At 58.4% G+C, this 20,664-nt stretch carries 18 protein-coding genes and 1 tRNA gene; 10 read left to right on the forward strand and 9 right to left on the reverse strand.

All coding sequences use genetic code 11. The features are described from left to right. The first annotated feature begins 711 nt into the window (after positions 1 to 711). The 6 genes from LPQ25_RS07670 to mgtE all read left to right on the forward strand — a co-directional run bounded on the left by LPQ25_RS07670 (position 712) and on the right by mgtE (position 8,059). A complete protein-coding gene (locus LPQ25_RS07670; protein ID WP_004180702.1) occupies positions 712 to 1,809 on the forward strand; it encodes a porin OmpC in 1,098 nt (365 codons plus the stop codon). A gap of 103 nt (positions 1,810 to 1,912) precedes the next feature. Further along, positions 1,913 to 2,965 (forward strand): FAD:protein FMN transferase ApbE, encoded by a 1,053-nt coding sequence (apbE, locus tag LPQ25_RS07675; protein ID WP_004180700.1) that lies wholly within the window; start codon positions 1,913 to 1,915, stop codon positions 2,963 to 2,965. Between the two features lie 73 nt (positions 2,966 to 3,038). Further along, the gene (gene ada, locus LPQ25_RS07680) at positions 3,039 to 4,103 is read left to right on the forward strand and encodes a bifunctional DNA-binding transcriptional regulator/O6-methylguanine-DNA methyltransferase Ada (protein WP_014907175.1); all 1,065 of its coding nucleotides are present in this window, start codon (positions 3,039 to 3,041) and stop codon (positions 4,101 to 4,103) included. Next, positions 4,103 to 4,756, forward strand: coding sequence for a DNA oxidative demethylase AlkB (gene alkB / locus LPQ25_RS07685; RefSeq protein ID WP_014907176.1), 654 nt, complete (start codon positions 4,103 to 4,105; stop codon positions 4,754 to 4,756). The genes ada and alkB overlap by 1 nt, the downstream gene beginning before the upstream one ends. Before the next feature lie 74 nt (positions 4,757 to 4,830). Beyond that, a complete protein-coding gene (locus LPQ25_RS07690; RefSeq protein WP_004175044.1) occupies positions 4,831 to 6,474 on the forward strand; it encodes a multidrug ABC transporter permease/ATP-binding protein in 1,644 nt (547 codons plus the stop codon). 148 nt (positions 6,475 to 6,622) lie between these two features. Further along, positions 6,623 to 8,059: a magnesium transporter gene (mgtE, locus tag LPQ25_RS07695; RefSeq protein ID WP_002912996.1), complete on the forward strand. Its 1,437-nt coding sequence runs from the start codon at positions 6,623 to 6,625 to the stop codon at positions 8,057 to 8,059. On the opposite strand, the gene LPQ25_RS07700 is transcribed toward mgtE, so the two are convergent. Beyond that, a complete protein-coding gene (locus LPQ25_RS07700; RefSeq protein ID WP_014907177.1) occupies positions 8,022 to 9,182 on the reverse strand; it encodes a SulP family inorganic anion transporter in 1,161 nt (386 codons plus the stop codon). The genes mgtE and LPQ25_RS07700 overlap by 38 nt on opposite strands. A gap of 359 nt (positions 9,183 to 9,541) precedes the next feature. Here LPQ25_RS07700 and mqo point away from each other — a divergent pair, with 359 nt between their 5' ends. Further along, positions 9,542 to 11,176 carry a malate dehydrogenase (quinone) gene (gene mqo, locus LPQ25_RS07705; protein WP_002912994.1) on the forward strand — a complete coding sequence of 545 codons (1,635 nt, stop codon included), beginning with the start codon at positions 9,542 to 9,544 and terminating at the stop codon, positions 11,174 to 11,176. A 66-nt stretch (positions 11,177 to 11,242) separates the two neighbouring features. Here the strand turns inward: mqo and eco are convergent, their stop codons facing one another. From eco to LPQ25_RS07730, 5 genes are all read right to left on the reverse strand, one after another. Beyond that, positions 11,243 to 11,734 carry a serine protease inhibitor ecotin gene (gene eco / locus LPQ25_RS07710; RefSeq protein WP_004175048.1) on the reverse strand — a complete coding sequence of 164 codons (492 nt, stop codon included), beginning with the start codon at positions 11,732 to 11,734 and terminating at the stop codon, positions 11,243 to 11,245. A 174-nt stretch (positions 11,735 to 11,908) separates the two neighbouring features. Next, complete coding sequence (locus tag LPQ25_RS07715; RefSeq protein ID WP_002912992.1) at positions 11,909 to 13,018, reverse strand: AI-2E family transporter; 1,110 nt, start codon at positions 13,016 to 13,018, stop codon at positions 11,909 to 11,911. Positions 13,019 to 13,202: 184 nt separating this feature from the next. Further along, positions 13,203 to 13,279: transfer RNA gene (locus LPQ25_RS07720), tRNA-Pro, on the reverse strand. Between the two features lie 76 nt (positions 13,280 to 13,355). After that, positions 13,356 to 15,116 (reverse strand): LPS biosynthesis-modulating metalloenzyme YejM, encoded by a 1,761-nt coding sequence (gene yejM, locus LPQ25_RS07725; RefSeq protein ID WP_002912990.1) that lies wholly within the window; start codon positions 15,114 to 15,116, stop codon positions 13,356 to 13,358. Between the two features lie 18 nt (positions 15,117 to 15,134). Next, positions 15,135 to 15,362, reverse strand: a complete 228-nt coding sequence (locus LPQ25_RS07730; protein WP_004195346.1) for a YejL family protein — start codon at positions 15,360 to 15,362, stop codon at positions 15,135 to 15,137. A 186-nt stretch (positions 15,363 to 15,548) separates the two neighbouring features. On the opposite strand from LPQ25_RS07730, the gene yejK reads away from it, so the two are divergent. Continuing rightward, positions 15,549 to 16,556 carry a nucleoid-associated protein YejK gene (yejK, locus tag LPQ25_RS07735; protein ID WP_004144267.1) on the forward strand — a complete coding sequence of 336 codons (1,008 nt, stop codon included), beginning with the start codon at positions 15,549 to 15,551 and terminating at the stop codon, positions 16,554 to 16,556. A gap of 19 nt (positions 16,557 to 16,575) precedes the next feature. Here the strand turns inward: yejK and LPQ25_RS07740 are convergent, their stop codons facing one another. Then, positions 16,576 to 17,337: a DeoR/GlpR family DNA-binding transcription regulator gene (locus tag LPQ25_RS07740; protein WP_014907179.1), complete on the reverse strand. Its 762-nt coding sequence runs from the start codon at positions 17,335 to 17,337 to the stop codon at positions 16,576 to 16,578. An 82-nt stretch (positions 17,338 to 17,419) separates the two neighbouring features. On the opposite strand from LPQ25_RS07740, the gene LPQ25_RS07745 reads away from it, so the two are divergent. Beyond that, positions 17,420 to 18,016 carry an NUDIX domain-containing protein gene (locus tag LPQ25_RS07745; protein WP_004144265.1) on the forward strand — a complete coding sequence of 199 codons (597 nt, stop codon included), beginning with the start codon at positions 17,420 to 17,422 and terminating at the stop codon, positions 18,014 to 18,016. An 18-nt stretch (positions 18,017 to 18,034) separates the two neighbouring features. Here LPQ25_RS07745 and LPQ25_RS07750 read toward each other — a convergent pair whose 3' ends face one another. Then, on the reverse strand, positions 18,035 to 19,321 hold the full coding sequence (locus tag LPQ25_RS07750; RefSeq protein ID WP_014907180.1) for a serine hydrolase domain-containing protein: 1,287 nt from the start codon (positions 19,319 to 19,321) through the stop codon (positions 18,035 to 18,037). Positions 19,322 to 19,425: 104 nt separating this feature from the next. On the opposite strand from LPQ25_RS07750, the gene LPQ25_RS07755 reads away from it, so the two are divergent. Further along, positions 19,426 to 20,313 (forward strand): LysR family transcriptional regulator, encoded by an 888-nt coding sequence (locus LPQ25_RS07755; RefSeq protein WP_004189004.1) that lies wholly within the window; start codon positions 19,426 to 19,428, stop codon positions 20,311 to 20,313. A 58-nt stretch (positions 20,314 to 20,371) separates the two neighbouring features. On the opposite strand, the gene rplY is transcribed toward LPQ25_RS07755, so the two are convergent. Continuing rightward, positions 20,372 to 20,656, reverse strand: a complete 285-nt coding sequence (gene rplY / locus LPQ25_RS07760; RefSeq protein ID WP_004189006.1) for a 50S ribosomal protein L25 — start codon at positions 20,654 to 20,656, stop codon at positions 20,372 to 20,374. Positions 20,657 to 20,664 lie beyond the last annotated feature (8 nt).

A 20,664-nucleotide genomic window follows, 5' to 3' on the forward strand; every position in this document is an offset into this window, starting at 1 on the left:
ACAAAGCAGATGCTGCTGGCAGTATAAAGGCTAATGGCGTAAATCCATACTACAGATTGGTGCCAGCGGTGCGATGCCGCCCAGGAATTATCTTAGAAACGAAGCGTAAATGAAACCGCGCCGGGAAGGTTAACCGGCGACGATATTGACGGAAACAAAAGGGAAGAATCGCACGAAATAACAAGACATTGGCAGAATATGCACCACTGATGGCCTAATTGATTGATTAATAGTCGTTAGGGAATCATTAGCCGTAGCACAGATAAATTAAAGTTGTGTAAAGAAGGGTAAAAAAAACCGGATGCGAGGCATCCGGTTGAAATAGGGGTAAACAGACATTCAGAACTGAATGACGGTAATAAATAAAGTTAATGATGATAGCGACTCTTATTTTAGCCACCAATGAACATTTTGTTTTACCATTCAGTGCTATAGATATGTTGTCGTCTATCACTTTGATTATAAAAGGTTAAATATTTTTTTTGATGATTAGTGCGTATTTCCCTGACCATTTTGCGGTGAAAAAAGTTCCGCTGAATTTACAAATTGAAACATCTTGTGGGAACTTTGAAACATCTTAGAAGTTTTAGTATCATATTCTTGTTGGATTATTCTGCATTTTGCAGCACAATGAAATAGCCGACTGATTAGAAGGGTAATCAGTAAGCAGTGGCATAATAAAAGGCATATAACAAACAGAGGGTTAATAACATGAAAGTTAAAGTACTGTCCCTCCTGGTACCGGCTCTGCTGGTAGCAGGCGCAGCAAATGCGGCTGAAATTTATAACAAAGACGGCAACAAATTAGACCTGTACGGTAAAATTGACGGTCTGCACTACTTCTCTGACGACAAGAGCGTCGACGGCGACCAGACCTACATGCGTGTAGGCGTGAAAGGCGAAACCCAGATCAACGACCAGCTGACCGGTTACGGCCAGTGGGAATACAACGTTCAGGCGAACAACACTGAAAGCTCCAGCGATCAGGCATGGACTCGTCTGGCATTCGCAGGCCTGAAATTTGGCGACGCGGGCTCTTTCGACTACGGTCGTAACTACGGCGTAGTATACGACGTAACGTCCTGGACCGACGTTCTGCCGGAATTCGGCGGCGACACCTACGGTTCTGACAACTTCCTGCAGTCCCGTGCTAACGGCGTTGCAACCTACCGTAACTCTGATTTCTTCGGTCTGGTTGACGGCCTGAACTTTGCTCTGCAGTATCAGGGTAAAAACGGCAGCGTCAGCGGCGAAGGCGCGACCAACAACGGTCGTGGTTGGAGCAAACAGAACGGCGACGGCTTCGGCACCTCTCTGACCTACGATATTTGGGATGGCATCAGCGCTGGTTTCGCGTACTCTCACTCCAAACGTACCGACGAGCAGAATAGTGTTCCGGCACTGGGTCGTGGCGACAACGCTGAAACCTACACCGGCGGTCTGAAATACGACGCCAACAACATCTACCTGGCCTCTCAGTACACCCAGACCTACAACGCAACTCGCGCCGGTTCCCTGGGCTTTGCAAACAAAGCGCAGAACTTCGAAGTGGTTGCTCAGTACCAGTTCGACTTCGGTCTGCGTCCGTCTGTGGCTTACCTGCAGTCTAAAGGTAAGGATCTGGAGCGCGGCTACGGCGACCAGGACATCCTGAAATATGTTGACGTTGGCGCGACCTACTACTTCAACAAAAACATGTCCACCTATGTTGACTACAAAATCAACCTGCTGGACGACAACAGCTTCACCCGCAACGCCGGTATCTCTACCGACGACGTGGTTGCACTGGGCCTGGTTTACCAGTTCTAAGTTGCAAGCTGCATAACAAAAAGGCGCCTCTGGCGCCTTTTTTTATGTCCGGTTTAACCTCGCTGGTATACTCTTGTCGCCCTGGTAAGAGGAGCCTCGATTAATGGATATGACTTTCTTTCGCGCCGCGCTGCTGGGCGCCTGCGTTCTGCTCTCTGGCTGCGATTCAGCTACCACTCCTGCGACCCCCACCGCGACGGCCACCGTGCTGGATGGCAAAACGATGGGCACCTTCTGGCGGGTCAGCGTCATTGGCGTGGATGAGGCAAAGGCCCAGGCGTTGCGCGCCAAGGTTCAGGCCCAGCTGGACGCCGACGATCGCCTGCTGTCGACCTGGAAAAACGACTCAGCGCTGATGCGCTTCAATCATGCCGCCACTACCGAACCCTGGCCGGTGAGCGAAGCGATGGCGGATATCGTCACCCTGTCGCTGCGGATTGGCGCCAAAACGCACGGCGCGATGGATATTACCGTGGGGCCGCTGGTCAACCTGTGGGGCTTTGGCCCGGATAAACAGCCGGTCACCACCCCGGATGCCGAGGCGATAGCCGCGGCGAAGGCGCGCACCGGCCTGCAGCATCTGCAGGTTATTAATCAGAGCGGCAGGCAGTTCCTGCAAAAAGATATTCCCGATCTGTTTGTCGACCTCTCCACTGTGGGAGAAGGCTATGCCGCCGACCACCTCGCGCGGTTGATGGAGCAGGAGGGGATCTCCCGCTATCTGGTGTCGGTGGGCGGAGCGCTGGTCAGCCGCGGGATGAACGGCGAAGGCAAGCCCTGGCGGGTAGCGATCCAGAAACCGACCGACCGCGAAAACGCCGTTCAGGCGATTGTCGACATCAATGGGCACGGCATCAGCACCTCCGGCAGCTATCGCAACTACTATGAACTCGATGGCAAACGCATCTCGCACGTTATCGATCCGCAGACCGGGCAGCCGATAACCCATAAGCTGGTCTCCGTGACCGTCATTGCGCCAACAGCGCTGGAGGCGGATGGCTGGGATACCGGACTGATGGTGCTGGGGCCGGAAAAAGCGCAGCAGGTGGTGCGCGAGGAGGGGCTGGCGGTCTACATGATCGTTAAAGAAGGAGAGGGTTTTAAAACCTGGATGTCGCCGCAGTTCCGCACTTTCCTTGTCGGCGAGAAAAATTAAAAAGCAAGATTGCGGGTTTTTTACTGCGGGCTTTACCACAGACTGAGGGTACACTTACAGCTGGAGACCCGTCATGAAACCGATAGTTGCCGATACCGATGATCGCCGCTGGCAGGCGGTCTGCGAACGTGATACCCGGGCCGATGGTCAGTTCGTCTTTGCGGTACTGACCACCGGCATCTGCTGTCGTCCCTCCTGCCGCTCGCGGCGCGCGCGGCGGGAAAACGTACGCTTTTTTGCCGACGTCGCCGCCGCCGTGGCGGCGGGATTCCGCCCCTGCAAACGCTGCCAACCGGATAAAGACTACCCGCAGCAGCAAAGGGTCGACAAAGTGGCGCAGGCCTGTCGGCTGCTGGAGCAGGACGCGCCCCTGACCCTCGATGCGCTGGCAGGCCAGCTGGCGATGAGCCCGTTTCATTTCCACCGTTTATTTAAATCCGTCACCGGCATGACCCCTAAAGCCTGGCAACAAGCGTGGCGGGCGCAGCGCCTGCGGGAAGCGCTGGAGCAGGGGATACCGGTGACCCGCGCCGCGCTGGCGGCTGGTTTTCCCGACAGCAGCAGCTATTATCGCCAGGCCGACGCAGCGTTAGGGATGACCGCCAGCCAGTTTCGCCGCGGCGGCGCCGCCACCGTGGTAACCTGGACCACGGGCGACTGCGCGCTGGGTCGTTGCCTGGTGGCGCAGAGCGAGCGCGGCGTCTGCGCGGTGCTGCCGGGTGATAACGATGCGGCATTGATCGACGACCTGCGCCGGCGCTTTCCCAATGCCGAGCTGCGTGAAGGCGACCCCGATTTTTGTCAGCAGATGGCCGAGATTTTCGCCCACCTCGACGACAGCCGGCGGCCGGTATCGCTGCCGCTGGATCTGCAGGGCACCGCGTTTCAGCTGCAGGTCTGGCAGGCGCTGCGGCAGATCCCGGCGGGTGAGACCCGCAGCTACCGCCAGGTGGCAGAGCATATTGGCCAGCCGCGGGCGGTTAGAGCCGTGGCCGGCGCCTGCGCGGCGAATTCGCTGGCGGTGATTGTTCCCTGCCACCGGGTGGTGCGTGAAGATGGCGCCCTGTCCGGTTATCGCTGGGGAACGGCGCGAAAAGCGCAGCTGCTGGCGCGCGAGGCCCAACATGAGGAGGAGTAATGCTCGATCTGTTTAGCGATACCCCACCGTGGCAGGAGCCGCTGGCCCCCGGCGCGGTGGTGCTGCGGCGATTTGCCCGCGAACGCGCCCCGGCGCTGCTGCAGGCGATAGCCGACGTCGCCAGTCAGTCGCCGTTTCGCCAGATGGTCACGCCGGGCGGGTACACCATGTCGGTCGCCATGACCAACTGCGGCGCGCTGGGCTGGACTACCGATCGCCACGGCTATTTGTACGCCCCGGTCGACCCGGTAACCGATCAAACCTGGCCGCCGATGCCTGCCGTCTTTCATGAACTGGCGCTGGCGGCGGCCGCCGCCGGCGGCTATCCGGAGTTTTCCCCTGACGCCTGTTTGATTAACCGCTATTGTCCTGGCGCAAAACTGTCGTTGCATCAGGATAAAGATGAACAGGATCTGCGGGCGCCGATTGTCTCGGTCTCGCTGGGCTTGCCGGCCATCTTTCAGTTTGGCGGCTTGCAACGCAGCGACCCGCTGCAGCGGCTGCTGCTGGAGCATGGCGATGTGGTGGTCTGGGGCGGCGAGTCGCGCCTGTTTTATCATGGCATTCAGCCGCTGAAAGCGGGGCATCATCCGGAAACGGACGATTGTCGTTACAATCTCACCTTCCGACAGGCGGGTGGTCGTCAGTATTAAAATAAGAATTATTCTTGATGTCATCGGCGAGCCGTTTAAACTGCTGGCTGTTTTGCTTTTGCGGATAGCCTGTTATGGAACTTCTCTCTCTCGTCTGGCGCCAGTACCGCTGGCCGTTTCTGGGCGTTATTGCTCTCAGCCTGCTCAGCGCCGCGCTGGGTATCGGCTTAATCGCTTTCATTAACCTGCGTCTGATTACCTCTGTCGATACCTCGCTGCGGGTCCTGCCGGAGTTTCTTGGTCTGCTGGGGCTGCTGATGGCGGTGACCCTGGGTTCGCAGCTGGCGCTAACCACCCTCGGCCACCATTTTGTCTATCGTCTGCGCGGTGAGTTTGTTAAACGCATCCTCGATACCCAGATTGAACAAGTAGAGAAGATCGGCAGCGCGTCGCTGCTTGCCGGGCTGACCAGCGATATCCGCAATATCACCATCGCCTTTGTGCGCCTGCCGGAGCTGGTGCAGGGGATCATTCTCACGTTCGGCTCCGCGGCCTACCTCGCCTGGCTGTCAGGAAAAATGATGCTGGTGACGGCGCTGTGGATGGCGCTCACCATCTGGGGCGGCTTTGTGCTGGTCTCGCGGGTGTACAAACATATGGCCAGCCTGCGCGAAACGGAAGATAAACTGTATCACGACTATCAGACGGTGCTGGAGGGGCGTAAAGAGCTGACCCTCAACCGCGAGCGCGCGGAGTATGTGTTTAACCAGCTCTACCTCCCGGACGCCCGGGAGTACCGGCACCATATCGTTCGCGCCGATACCTTCCACCTCAGCGCGGTCAACTGGTCGAATATTATGATGCTTGGCGCCATCGGGCTGGTGTTCTGGATGGCCAACAGCCTCGGCTGGGCCGATACCGCCGTGGCGGCGACCTATTCCCTGACGCTGCTGTTTCTGCGCACGCCGCTGCTCTCCGCCGTCGGCGCGCTGCCCACGCTGCTCAGCGCCCAGGTGGCGTTTAACAAGCTGCGTCAGTTCTCCCTCGCCCCGTACCGGGCCGACTTTCCCCGGCCGCAGGCGCATCCTGACTGGCAGACGCTGGAGCTGCGCGATGTCACCTTCCATTATCCGGACCAGCGCTTTGCGGTAGGGCCGCTTAATCTGACGCTGAAGCGCGGCGAGCTGGTGTTTCTGATAGGCGGCAACGGCAGCGGCAAGTCAACGCTGGCGATGCTCCTGACCGGCCTGTACCAGCCAATATCCGGTCAGATCCTCGTCGACGGCCAGCCGCTGGCGGCGGAGAGGCCAGAGGAGTACCGCAAACTGTTTTCCGCAGTGTTTACCGACGTCTGGCTGTTTGACCGCCTGCTCGGGCCGCAGGGCGAGGAGGCCGATCCGGCGCTGGTGGCGACATGGCTGGAGCGTCTGCAAATGGCCCACAAGCTGCAGCTGGAGAACGGAAAAATCGCCGACCTGCGGCTGTCGAAAGGGCAGAAGAAGCGCGTGGCGCTCCTGCTGGCGCTGGCCGAGTCCCGGGACATCATTCTGCTGGATGAATGGGCGGCGGATCAGGATCCACATTTCCGCCGCGAGTTCTACCAGGTCCTGCTGCCGCTGATGCAGCAGATGGGCAAAACCGTGTTCGCCATCAGCCATGACGATCACTACTTCCAGCACGCCGATCGTCTGCTGGAGATGCGCGCTGGCCAGCTCGCCGAACTTACCGGCGAAGAGCGGGAACAGGCTTCCCGCGATGCGGTGGCCCGTACGGCCTGATTCACAACGCGCGCCCGGAAAAGCCCGGGCGCCGCTGAAATTTTCAGCGTCTACATCGCTGACGGTTATTATTTCCCCCTCCTCGCGCTATGCTTAAGGCTTCCGGCCCGCAGGCCGGCTCACCATTCTCAAAAGGATTGCCCGATCGATGTCCGTTTTGCATAAAAAAAGCGCCCGCTTGCGTGACGAAGAGCGCGCCCGTCTGATTTGGCTCTTGAGCACCGATAAAGCGGTGACTTCCGCGCTGCTGGGCAAACTGACGCTGGCTGAGCGCTATGATGAAGGGACGCTGGCCGATGACCTGGCCGAAGTGGAAATGCTGGTCTCGCATCTGCCTCCGCCGGATCTCGCCGATGCGCTGGAAGCGCTTCCCTATGACGCCCGCACCGCGCTATGGTGCCTGGTGCCCGACGATAAACGCGGCGAAGTGCTGCTGGAGGCCTCAGAGAACGTCTGGGGCGACCTGATCGACAAGATGAGCGACCCCGAGCTGCTGCAGGCCATGCAGCCGCTGGATATCGATGAACAGGTTTACCTGCTGCAGCATCTGCCGCGCAACCTGACCGGACGGCTGCTGGCGACCCTGCCGGCCGAGAAGCGCGCCCGTATTCGCCAGATTATGCGCTACGCCGACAACAGCGTCGGGTCGATCATGGAGTTTGAGGTCATTACGGTGCGACCGGAGGCCACCCTGGCGGCGGTGCAGCGCTATCTGCGGCGTCTCGGTAAAATGCCGGAAAACACCGATAAGCTGTTCGTTACCACCCGTAACAAGCTGCTGCTCGGCGAGCTGGAGCTGCAGACCATTCTGCTCAATGATGCGCAGAAGCGGGTGGGGGAGGTGATGGAGGGCGACCCGGTCACCTTTCAGCCGCACGAAGAGGCCGAGAAGGTGGCGCGCACCTTCGAACGTGATGACTTGCTCAGCGCCGCCGTCATTGATGCCGACGGCAAGCTGATCGGGCGCCTGACCATCGATGAGATCGTCGATGTGGTTTATGAAGAAACCGATAACGATCTGCGGCGGATGGGCGGCCTGAGCGATGAAGAGGATGTCTTCGCCCCGGTCAGCAAAGCGGTGAAAACCCGCTGGGCATGGCTGGCGGTCAATCTGTGTACGGCGTTTATTGCTTCCCGGGTCATCGACGGCTTCGAACACACCATTTCACAGCTGGTGGCGCTGGCCTCGCTGATGCCGATCGTCGCCGGGATCGGCGGCAACACCGGCAACCAGACGATCACCATGATCGTCCGGGCGATGGCGCTGCAGCAGATCCAGCCCGGCAGCTTTACCTTTCTGATCCTGCGTGAAATGGGTGTTGCGCTGATTAATGGCCTGGTGTGGGGCGGGATTATGGGGGCCATCACCTGGTGGCTGTATGACGATCCGCAGCTCGGCGGGGTGATGACGCTGGCCATGATGCTCAACCTGCTGATGGCGGCAATGATGGGCGTGATAATCCCGATGGTCATGGTGAAGCTGGGGCGTGACCCGGCGGTCGGCTCCAGCGTAATGATCACCGCCATCACCGACACCGGCGGCTTCTTTATTTTTCTGGGTCTGGCGACGCTGTTTCTAATGTAGCCTGCGCTTTTGCCCGCAGGCGGCGGGGGATGATCGCCATCGCGACAATCCCCGCCAGTACACCGATCGCCAGATTGCTGGTTCCCACCGTCGCGGCGACGGTCACCAGCATCACCAGCGTTTCCGGCCACGGATTACGCGCCAGCTCGCCCGGGCGAATGCTGTGCCAGCTAAAGGTCTTCACCGCCACGATCACCATCACCCCGGCCAGAACCGCCATCGGGATCTTCGCCATCACCTGGCTGAGCGCTGTCACCAGCAGGAGCAGCACCAGGCCGGCGATTACCGTTGAGAGGCGGCTGCGGGCCCGGCCCATTTCCACGTTCACGATAGTCTGGCCGATCATCGCGCAGCCGGCGATGCCGCCATAGCAGCCAGCAAGGATATTGGCGATACCCAGCCCGGCGCTTTCCCGCGATTTGTTCGACGGGGTATGAGTGAGATCATCTACCAGCTTAGCCGTCAGCAAGGACTCCATCAGGCCGACAAAGGCGATGCTGAGGGCGCACGGCCAGATTATCTGCAGGGTGGTCAGGTTCAGGGGAACGGTCAGGGCGGTGAACCCCGGCAGGCCGCCGCTCATTGACCCTTCATCGCCGACGGTCGGCAGCTGCTGGCCGGTGGTCGCGGTATAGAGGGTGAGCGCGACGATGGCGATCAGCGGTGCCGGGATAGCCTTAATAACGCGCGGCGCCCACAGGACGATAAGCAGCGTCAGGACGAACAGGCCAACGATTAGCGGTTGTCGACTCCAGAAATGCGGCACCTGAGCAAAGAAAATCAGGATCCCGAGGGCGTTGACGAAGCCGGTCATCACCGCCGGGGGAATAAAGCGCATCAGGCGCGCCATGCCGCACAGACCAAACAAAATTTGAATAATACCCGCCAGAATGACAGCCGGTAAAATGTACCCCACGCCGTGCTGTTGCACCATCGGGCCAATCACCAGCGCCACCGAGCCCGCGGCGGCGGTGACCATCGCCGGGCGTCCGCCGAAGACTGACATCGCCAGGCAGAGCACCACCGAAGCAATCAGGCTTACCTGCGGGTCAACGCCGGCAATGACTGAAAACGAAATCACTTCAGGGATGAGCGCCAGGGCGGTGAGCACGCCGGCCAGCATTTCGCGCGTCAGTAAAGACGGGGAGCGGAGGATGAGACGCAGGTTGCCGGAAGCGGCGGGGTCAGAAACTGGGGGCATAAAAAAAGTTCGCAGCTTATAAAAAAAGAGGGAGCGGTGTCAGGCCCTGCTTCCGTGCGGTCTGTCACAAAACCAGGGATGATAGCGCGGAATCTGTCAGCGCACCAGTACAAAAAGTGATTTGGTGTATACATTTATTAAACATTTTTATAACGGATCTCAAAACAGAACTTAAAATTTAAACAATATTTAAATTTTTGAGCTTCGGTGGTAACGTGAGGGGTGAGAATCGTATCACCTGCGCTAAATAAAAACAGCGAGTAAAGTAAGGCTCAAATCCGATGAATAAAAAGATGGCCGTACCACGCTCACAGGCGGTTGGTCCCAACAGCACTCGGACCAACACCCGCCATGAGCAAGAGACGGATGTATTGTTGATTGGCGGCGGCATTATGAGCGCCACACTGGGAACCTGGCTGCAGGAGCTTGAGCCAGACTGGTCTATTACCATGGTTGAGCAGATGTCCAGCGTGGCGGAAGAGAGCTCAAACGGGTGGAATAATGCGGGTACCGGCCACGCGGCGCTGATGGAGCTGAACTACACGCCGCAGACCGCCAACGGCATCAATATCGACAAAGCGGTCGACATCAACGAAGCCTTCCATATCTCGCGTCAGTTCTGGGCGCATCAGGTGACGCGCGGCGTCCTGAACAAACCAAAATCTTTCATTAACAGCGTGCCGCACATGAGCTTTGTGTGGGGCGAAGATAACGTCAACTTCCTGCGTGCGCGCTACGCGGCGCTGCAGCAAAGTGAACTGTTCCGCGGTATTCGCTATTCTGAAGACCATCAGCAGATCAAAGCCTGGGCGCCGCTGGTGATGGAAGGCCGCGACCCGTTGCAAAAGGTCGCCGCCACTCGCTCAGAAGTGGGAACCGACGTCAACTATGGTGAAATTACCCGCCAGCTGATCGCCGGTCTGCAAAAGCATGATAATTTCTCCCTACAGCTGGGCACCGTGGTGCGTCGCTTCAAGCGCAACGCCGACAAGAGCTGGACGGTCACCCTGGCGGATGCCGACAATCGTCGTCAGAAGCGGGTCATTAAAGCTAAATTTATCTTTATCGGCGCCGGCGGCGCAGCGCTGACCCTGCTGCAGGAGACCGGCATTCCGCAGGCCAAAGAGTATGCGGGCTTCCCGGTCGGCGGCCAGTTCCTGGTCTGCGAAAATCCGGAGGTGGTGAACCACCATCTGGCGAAGGTCTACGGTCAGGCCGAAGTGGGCGCGCCGCCGATGTCGGTGCCGCACATCGATACCCGTATTATCGACGGTAAACGCGTGGTGCTGTTCGGACCATTCGCCACCTTCTCGACCCGTTTCCTGAAGAACGGTTCGCTGTGGGATCTGCTGGCCTCGACGAATACCTCAAATATTTTGCCAATGCTCAACGTCGGCCTGGACAACTTCGATCTGGTAAAATATCTGATTAGCCAGGTGATGCAGAAAGATAAAGATCGTCTGGCCGCGCTGTGCGAATATTATCCGGAAGCGCGGAAAGAGGACTGGCGGTTGTGGCAGGCCGGTCAGCGCGTGCAGATCATTAAGCGCGACGCGAAGAAGGGCGGGGTACTGCGCCTGGGCACCGAAGTGGTCAGCGATGATGAAGGCACCGTCGCGGCGCTTCTCGGCGCGTCGCCAGGGGCCTCCACCGCGGCGCCTATCATGCTGCAGCTAATGGAAAAAGTGTTTAAAGATAAAGTCAATTCGCCGGAATGGCAGGCCAAGCTGAAGGCGATCATCCCAACCTACGGTATTCGTCTTGACGGCAACCCGGCGGAGATCGAGAAAGCGCTGGCGTGGACCAGTGAAGTGCTGGAACTGAAATATGAGCCAGCCGGGGCGGTGGATGAGGTACCGCAGGCGGAGCTGAAGCCGCTGAGCGGCGGCAAGCCGATGGCGGATATCGCGCTCTGATAAACGCTCTGACAAAAACGGCAGCCTGCGGGCTGCCGTTTTTTATTGCCGTTTGCGCTGTTCGCCTTAGCGGACGACGGCGTTGCCGATAGTCTCGTCGGCGCGCCAGATGCGATATTTCACATCGACATTGCTCGGCGTGTATACCACGATCGGCAGTTTGCTGTTGTAGCGCAACATGGCGTCATCCCCGAGGCCGGCAGTGACAAATTTCTTCTCTTTTTTGCCGTCCGGGCAGGCCATCATAGTGGATACCGGGCCGCTCAGCTTCTCAAAGACATAGTAATCATAGCCCCAGCCTTCCAGGGTTTTACTTTCCAGTTCCCCGCCGAGACGATGATGGTTGCAGTCGACTTCCAGCGTCTGGCCGATCATCAGCTCAACCTTGAGCGCCGACTCATCCTGCTGCTGCGGCAGCTGAATAACCTGACGCTTCATGCCTTTTTCCGCTTTCGGGAACGGCGCGACTTTTTCCAGCGGCTGGTCTGCGGCCAATGCGCCAGCGGACATGCAGGCGGCGGTCAGCAGAGAAACGGCTAGCGTAGTGATTTTTTTCACGGTTGATCATCCTTTATTTTCGTTCCTGACAGAGATAGCCTATCATCACTCAGCTGAATGTTAAGATTTATTTACCAATTTTTGCAAAATGAATAGTGTTATCTACTGGTAAGACATCGGCCGCGCAGAGCGCAGCAGAGGCGCTGGCGGGCCGCCAGCCCCCTGCCGGGAAAGCTATTCATTACGGCTATTTTTCGCTTCCTCAATAAACTCTTCATCGATTTCATCGGTATTGCCGGCATGTTCTCGTCCCGACAGCAGGTTCCAGCAGGCGATAAACAGGGCGGCGATCAGCGGCCCGATCACGAAGCCGTTGATACCGTAGATCTCCATGCCGCCCAGAGTGGCGATAAGGATCAGATAGTCCGGCATCCTGGTATCCTTGCCCACCAGCAGTGGACGCAGAATGTTATCCACCAGGCCAATCACAATCACAAAGAAGCCGACGATAAAGGCGCCCTGCCACAGTTGGCCGGTGGCGAAGAGGTAGATGGCCGCTGGCACCCAGATAATGGCCGAGCCCACCGCCGGGATAAGCGACAGAAACGCCATCAGCGCTCCCCAGAGAATGCTGCCGTCCAGACCGGCGATCCAGAAGGCAAAGCCACCCAGCGCCCCCTGCGCCAGCGCCACGGCGACGGTACCTTTTACCGTGGCGCGGGCCACAGCGGCGAATTTAGCGAACAAATGCTGCTTCACATAGCTTGATAACGGTAGAGACTCGAGGATCAACAGCACCAGATAAGGTCCATCCTTCAGCAGGAAAAACAGCAGATACAGCATGATGCCGAAGCTGACGGTGAAGCCAAAAGTCCCTTTGCCAATCAGAAACGCGCTGCCGGCCAGATACTGACCGCCTTTCAGAGCGGCATCAGAGAGCTGCTGCTGGATCTGCTGCGCGCTATCAAGGTTATGATCGGCGAGGAAGCTTCTGGCCCAGCCGGGGAGATGGGCGAACAGGCTGGCGACCACCGTCGGAAACTGGGTGTCGTTATGCTGCAGTTTGCTGTACACCAGATTGAGCTCGTAGGCCAGCGAGGAGAGAATGATAGCCAGCGGCGTAAAAACGATAAGACAGATAATGACGATGGTCATCAGCGCCGCGAGGCCATTGCGCTCGCCGAGGCGGGTACGGATCTTGTTTTTGACCGGATTAAAAATCACCGCGAGGATCGCAGCCCAAAGGATGGCGGAATAATAGGGTGAGAGAACATCAAAAAAGGCCAGGGTTACAATGAAGACGATAAGGATGAAAAATCCTTTGGTAAGTCCATTAACTCTCATGTTATCCGCTCCTGCTTATGAGTCATACGGTCGAATAATAGATGCTACGACGTAATTTACCATCAGGATAGTCGTACATCTTCACGATACATTGAAGAAAGGGCACAAATTAAGCGAGCGGGCGGCAACAGGGGAAACAGGCATAAAAAAACCAGCCTTAAAAGGCTGGTTTCTGTGGAGTTTTTGGTCGGCACGAGAGGATTTGAACCTCCGACCCCCGACACCCCATGACGGTGCGCTACCAGGCTGCGCTACGTGCCGACGCGTGGGGAACAATATTACCCGTTCCCCAGGCGAATGCAAGCGGGTCACGCGCGATTGATTCATAATTAATCAATCAGTTAGCGATAAAGCGTTTTTCGTCAGTCAGGACCTGCAGCAACAGGCTGAGCTGCGGTTTCTGATCTTTAATTTTCTCGCCGTCGCGGCTCCAGGTGGTATAGGTGCCGTTATGGTTGAGGACCACGGTGATGGTCGGGGTGGTGATGGCCAGCGTATCGCCGTTGGCCGCGGTGACCCAGTTACGACGCCGCGCGGCGCTGAACAGATCTTCTCCCTGCGAGTACTCATTGGCCGGCGTCGAAACGTGAAGCAGGCGCTGCATCAGCGTAGTCATCACATCTTTGTTATCGGTCAGGGTGGCAATCTCCTGCGCCGGCGTGCCCGGCCAGTGAATAACCAGCGGCACCTGCAGCTGCTCGCGCGACCAGTCGAACGCGTCGTGTTTCGCATTCAGCGGCTTGCCGTGGCCGCCGGTAATAATTACCACCGTATTATCGAGTTTGCCGGCTTCGCGCAGCGCAGTCAGCACCCGATCGATCTGGGCATCAACGTCGCCTGCCGCCTTGCTGTAGCGGCGGACAAAGCCCTGCTGCTGCGTGTCGTCGAGAGTGGTGCCATTGAGCGAGATCCACGAGAACCACCGATTCTCATCCTGCGCGTAACGGTCCAGCCAGCCGATCCACTGATTGGCCGTCTGCTCGTCGCTCTGGGTCTTCGCGCTCGGCAGCGAGAAATCGGAGAGCAGCGCCTGGCGATACAGCGGGCTGCTAAACCCATCGGAGGAGAAGAGGCCCAGCTGGTAGCCCTGCTGATTGAGGGCGGTAATCAGCGCGGCGGGAATACGCGCCGAGAGGACACCGTCCATATAGCCAGGCGAAATACCGTAGAACAAGCCAAACAGGCCGCTGTCGGCGGTATTGCCCGAGCTCATATGCTGGGTAAAGTTAACGTTTTCTTTGGCAAATGCCGCCAGCGCCGGCATGGTCTTTTCAAACCGCGAGTAGTTCAGGTTGTCGACGGTGATCAGCAGCACGTTGTAGCCCGCGCCGAGGTCACGGTAGCGCAGGTTGCTAAGCGGATACTGGACCGATACCGCCTCCGGCGCCCCTTGCTCCACCAGACGACGCTGATAATCCTGGGCGTCGAGCAGGCCATGTTTCTCAAGGAAACGACGGGCGGTCATCGGATAGGAGAGCGGCAGATTCGCCCGCTGCATAGTGATCGGGCGATAGAAATTGGCGTCCGCCCAGATATAGACCAGGTGGCTGCTGACGAACGACAAAAAGAAGAACCAGGCGACCGGGCGGGCGTAATGGCGGCGGCGCGTCAGGCTGCGCAGCTTTTGCCAGCTCCAGGTGGCGAAGAGCATTTCAATCAAGAAGATGACCGGGACGCTGATAAACATCAGCTGCCAGTCGCGCGCCATCTCATTCTGGTCAGGGTTGATGACCAGCTCCCAGACGACCGGGTTTAAGTGCAGATGGAAGCGGGTAAAAACCTCGCTGTCTATCAGCAGCAGCGTCATCCCGGCGGTGGCAAGGATCACCGACAGGAAGCGCATCAGGCGCTGCGAGACCACGATAAAGGTCAACGGAAAGAGGATCAGCACATAGCTGGTAAACACCAGAAAGCTGAAATGCCCGACGAGACTGACGTACGAAAACAGTCGTCCGGCAAGCGTCGTCGGCCAGTCGGCGACAAAAAGGTAGCGGCTGCCGAGCACCATGGCCAACAACATGTTGAACAGGGCGAACCAGTGCCCCCAGCTAACCATCTGGGAGACTTTTTCTCGGTAGGGCTGACGTAGAGTCACCATATACTGTTGCTGTTATCCTTAATGCGCTGGATCGTCGTTAATCGAAGATTGCAAAGCCTGCGCGAAAGAACGGGCGATGGCCTGACGCTGCGCCGGCGCGACGCTACTGTTGATCAGGTTGGTCACCATATTGCCTAACACCATCAGTGAAAGGTCCACCGGGGCTTTGTGTGATTCCAGGACGTTCGTCAGCTCGCTGAGCAACTGTTCGACCTGTTGATCGCTATAGCGGGAAATTTGCGGCATAAACTCAAAATCTGTTTGTTCGTGAAAGGGCAACATATTACCGTAGCAGCAGCTTTTTTTCCGCATTTTTTCGCCGCGGCGCAAAAGCGCATCAATCGACGTTAACGACGTCGAAATGTGTGGCGCCAGTTGCGTCGGCCACCCGGCGGTGGTTGAATACCGCCCGGTCTAAAAGGAGAGTTTAACATGAGTCTGGATATCGACCAGATTGCCCTGCATCAGTTAATCAAACGTGATGAACAAAATCTGGAGCTGGTGCTGCGCGAGTCACTGCTGGAGCCGAACGCGACGGTCGTCGAGATGATGGCTGAACTGCACCGGGTCTATAGCGCCAAAAGCAAAGCCTATGGCTTGTTCAATGAAGAGAGCGAACTGGCCCAAGCGCTGCGCCTGCAGCGTCAGGGGGAAGAAGAGTTTCTGGCGTTTAGCCGCGCGGCGACCGGTCGCCTGCGCGATGAGCTGGCGAAATACCCGTTCGCCGAAGGAGGCATTGTCCTCTTCTGCCAGTATCGTTACCTTGCGGTCGAGTATCTGCTGGTGGCGGTACTCAATAACCTGAGCAGTATGCGCGTCAACGAAGAGCTGGATATCCGCTCGACCCATTATCTGGATATTAACCATGCCGATATCGTCGCGCGCATCGATCTCACCGAGTGGGAAACCAACCCGGAGTCGACCCGCTATCTGACCTTCCTGAAAGGGCGGGTAGGGCGCAAAGTGGCCGATTTCTTTATGGATTTCCTCGGCGCCAGCGAAGGGCTTAACGCCAAAGCGCAGAACCGCGGCCTGCTGCAGGCGGTGGATGACTTCGCCGCCGATGCCCAGCTTGATAAATCCGAGCGACAGAACGTGCGCCAGCAGGTCTACGCCTACTGCAACGAACAGCTGCAGGCTGGGGAAGAGATTGAGCTGGAGTCGCTGTCCAAAGAGCTCGCCGGCGTCAGCGAAAAGAGCTTCCAGGAATTCACCGCTGAGCAGGGCTATGAGCTGGAAGAGAGCTTCCCGGCGGATCGCAGCACCTTACGTCAGCTGACCAAGTTTGCCGGCAGCGGCGGCGGATTGACCATTAACTTCGACGCCATGCTGCTGGGCGAACGCGTATTCTGGGATCCCGCCACTGATACCCTGACCATTAAGGGTACCCCGCCGAATCTGCGCGACCAGCTGCAGCGCCGGACGTCAGGCGGCAATTAAGCCCTGCGCCCCGGCGGCGCTACCGCTGAACGGGGACGATCTCCACGCCGCTCTGCAACAACTGTTGGCGCAGCGCGGCGTCGGGTTCTCCATCGACAATCAGCGTACTGGCGAGGCTCAGCTCGCCGATGGCAAAGGCCGACGCGGCGTTGAGCTTCTCCCGGGAGGCCATTACCACGGTTTCTGCCGCCCTGGCCGTCAGCGCGCGCTTGATGCCTGCCTCTTCGTAATCACCGGTGGTGAAACCCGCCCGCGGGTGGACGCCGGTCACCCCCATAAAGAACAGATCGGCGTTGATCCGCGCCATTCCCGCCAGCGTCTCGGCGCCGACGGCGACAACCGAATGTTTAAATACTCTGCCGCCGAGCAGGATCACCTCGATTCGCGGGTGGTCCACCAGCGCCACGGCGATGCCCGGACTGTGGGTGACCACCGTGCAGCTGAGGTCGGCGGGTAAAAAGCCGATCATCGCCGCGGTGGTGGTGCCGCCATCGACAATCACCACCTGTCCCGGCTGGATCAGGGCGGCGGCGGCGCGGGCGACCGCCTGCTTGGAGGCGATCTGCACGCTTTTGCGCGTTTCAATTGGCGCAATGGCGGCGGATACCGGCAATGCCCCGCCATGGACCCGCTGCAGTTTTCCCTCCGCCGCCAGCTCGCGCAGATCGCGGCGAATGGAGTCCTCGGAGACGTTAAACCGCTGGCTTAGCTCCCCGGACATCACCTGTTTTTCCTCGGTGAGGATCTGGAGGATCTGCTGTTTTCTCTGACTGGCGAGCATCGGTTTTCCTTCATCGAATGATCTTGTTTGTGCACGATTATGCATGTTATGGTGCCTGCTGTCACCTCAAAGGGGAAATAACATGCAAACACATGCACCGCACGTCCGCCACGTTCGCGAGACGCTGCTCTCGGATAACTGGTACACGTTGAAAAAATATACCTTCGAACTGCTGCGTCGGGACGGTCGCTGGCAGGAGCAGAGCCGCGAGGCTTATGACCGGGGCAACGGCGCAGTCATTTTACTCTACAACCGGGAAAAGCGGACGGTGGTCCTGACCCGTCAGTTCCGTTTTCCGGTATTTACTCATGGCCACGACGGATATCTCATTGAGGCGGCCGCCGGGCTGTTGGATAACGCCTCGCCGGAGGCGCGGATCGTTGCCGAAGCGGAAGAGGAGACCGGCTTTCGCGTGACGCGTGTCGAACCCGTCTTCACCGTCTTTATGAGCCCCGGCTCCGTCACCGAAAAACTCTACTTTTTTATCGCCGAATATCAGGCCGATGACCGTCGGGGCGACGGCGGCGGACTGGCGGCGGAAGGTGAGGACATTGAAGTACTGGAGTGGCCGCTGACGCGGGCGCTGCAGGCCATTCGCGATGGCGAGATCATGGATGCTAAAACCATTATCCTGCTGCAACACCTGGCGCTGAATGCCGACACGCTCCTCGCCGGCTGAGCGGCAAGGAGCGGGGAGTTAACGCAGCTCGCGGGCAATGGCGCTGTACATCAGCGCCGCTTCCAACGGCTGAGCGTTGAAGGAAGGTTCCGCCTGCGGCCAGGTCGACCACTGGACGATCACCAGGTGTTCCGCGCGGTTCACCATGATCACCTGGCCGTAGATCCCCAGCGCCCACAGCGACCCTTTAAGCCCTTCCTGCGGCGTCGGCTGGACGTTTTGCGCATTCGCCGGAATCGCGTTATTCCACCACTGATAGCCGTAAATACCCTCCGGATGCGCTGCCGAGACCGAGTTTAGCGCCTTGGTCCAGCTGGCGGCTTGATCGAACCAGCCAGTCGGCACCAGCTGTTTGCCATTGCTTAACCGACCGTCACGGGCGACGAATTCACCAAAGCGGCCCCAGTCTTCAAGGGTGGCGTTAAAGCCGTGGGCGCCGACGTCGTGCTTCCCTTGCTGATAAGCATGCCACACGCCGTCGTGGGCCATCCCGGCCGGCTGCCATAGAGCCTGTTCAAGCCAGGCGGCCAGCGACATGCCGGTGCCGCGCTCCAGGATATCCCCAAGCAGCCAGGCGCCGCCGGAAGAGTAGGACCACTGCTCGCCCGCCGGGTGTTGACGCGCCAGGCCGGTGACGATCTTACGCACGCAGGCATAGGCGCCGGGGTGCGCTTCACACTGGGTCAGGCGGGCGAAATGCGACTGCGGGTCGGTGTAGTCTTCATTCCATTCCACCCCGCTGGTGTGTTGAATCAACTGCTTCAGCGTTACGCCGTCCCAGGCGGTGCCTTTCAGTTCGGGTTCATAAACGGTAATCAGGTCATCAAGGGAGTGGATTTTACCCTGTTGAATGGCGATACCGACCAGCGTCGAGACCACCGATTTGCCTACCGAGCGCGAGGTCCACAGGGTGGTGTCGGTATTACCTTCGGCGAGATATTTCCAGGCGACTTTACCATCTTTCAGCACCAGCATACCGCTGACGTTCTCGCGCTTCAGGTAATCCTGCAAATTCCAGGTGTGGCCGTTGAGCGTATAGCGGGCATCGGTCAGTTGTTTTTCAGCGCGCTCCAGCGGCGTCGAGGCGCCGTGGCGGAAGACATCGCCGGCATAGTTGCGATAGTCATTGCGAAAGCCAATCACGCGTGAAGTCTGATCCCAGCTGAGCATGTCTTTGGCCGCGGGTAGCGTTTGATCGTAAGGCGTTGGGCAGACATCCAGCGTCAGGCTGCCGCAGTGTTGCGCCATTGCCGCCGCCGGCAGCGCCGCCAATATTAACGCCAGGGCCAGTGGTTTTCTTATCATTGTCATTTCCTCGTTTGCCATAGATTCGCTGCGCAGTATATAAATCGGCGCGCGCCGGCTAAAATCAGCACATGGGGGATTTTCCCCCTTAAGGGAGAAAAAGGATGAAAACCCTACAGTATTCATTCGCACAGATTGAAGCCTTCGCGACGATTGCTGAGACCGGCAGCCTGTCGCAGGCGGCCATTCGTTTAGCTAAAGACCGGACCACGCTGCGCGATCTGCTGGACTATCTGGAAGATGCGCTGGGCTACCGGCTGTTCAGCCGTGAAGGACGTAGCCTGACGCTAACTGCCGAGGGCGAGCAGCTGTTTCGCCAGGCGCATCTGCTGTTGCGTCAGGCGCAGGCTTTCGAGTCTTTTGCGCAAACGCTGCCGCAAACCGCCGGGCAGGCGCTGCGTCTGGTGTACGATCCCTTCGTGCCGCGTGAATTTCTCTGTGCGCTGGCCGATAACCTGGCCCGACGGCAGATCCGCCTGAGCTGCTGGAGCGCCTCGCGTCGCGAAGCCGAGCAGGCGCTGAGCGATGGCGTGGCGGAGATGGCGATTTGTCAGGCTAACAACCGCACGCTGGGGAGCGAAATGGAGTGGCGGGCGCTCGGCACCGTGGATCTGCGTTTCTACGCGGCGGACAGCCTGTTCCACGACGCTCCGCGGCCGCTGACGCTATTGAATCTTTCGTTGACGCCGCAGTTAGTGATGCACCGGCGCAGTGACGATCAAATCGCCCGCCGGCTGCAGATTTCCGGCCATACGCTGTATATGAATGAAATTACCCTGTTGCGCCATGCGCTGGAGCAGGGGAGGGGCTGGGGGTTTTTACCGGACCATTTGCGGCCAGGCGAGTGGCAGGGAGTCAGTGAAATCGCGACGGAGGTCGGCAGTCAGGGGCTGAACGTCACTATGGTGATGCTCTGGCTGCCCGGAATGAATAAGCATCGGATGCTTAGCGACATCGTGCACGAGGCGCCGGAGCTTTGGCTGCGCAGATAACAAAACGCCCCGGAGCCTGAGACCCCGGGGCGCTTGCCATACAACTTGCTATCGGCGATTACGCGCGAACGAAGTCGATGTGAGTCAGTTTCGGCTTGAACGCGTGGCGCTGAACAGCCTGAACTTTGACTTTTTCTTCTTTGCCATCAACAACGACGGTCAGAACTTCGCTGTAAAACTCAGCTTTGTCCTGCATGTTCCATACTTTGTCGTGGTCCAGTTCGATAGCAACCGGAGCAGCTGCGCCACCGTAGATGATTGCCGGGAACTTGTTAGCTGCGCGCAGGCGGCGGCTCGCACCCTTACCCTGCTCTTTACGTACTTCTGCGTTGATAGTAAACATTGATGTCT

The organism is Klebsiella sp. KPN54798, assembly GCF_021184225.1.
Taxonomy (GTDB): Bacteria; Pseudomonadota; Gammaproteobacteria; order Enterobacterales; family Enterobacteriaceae; genus Klebsiella; species Klebsiella pneumoniae.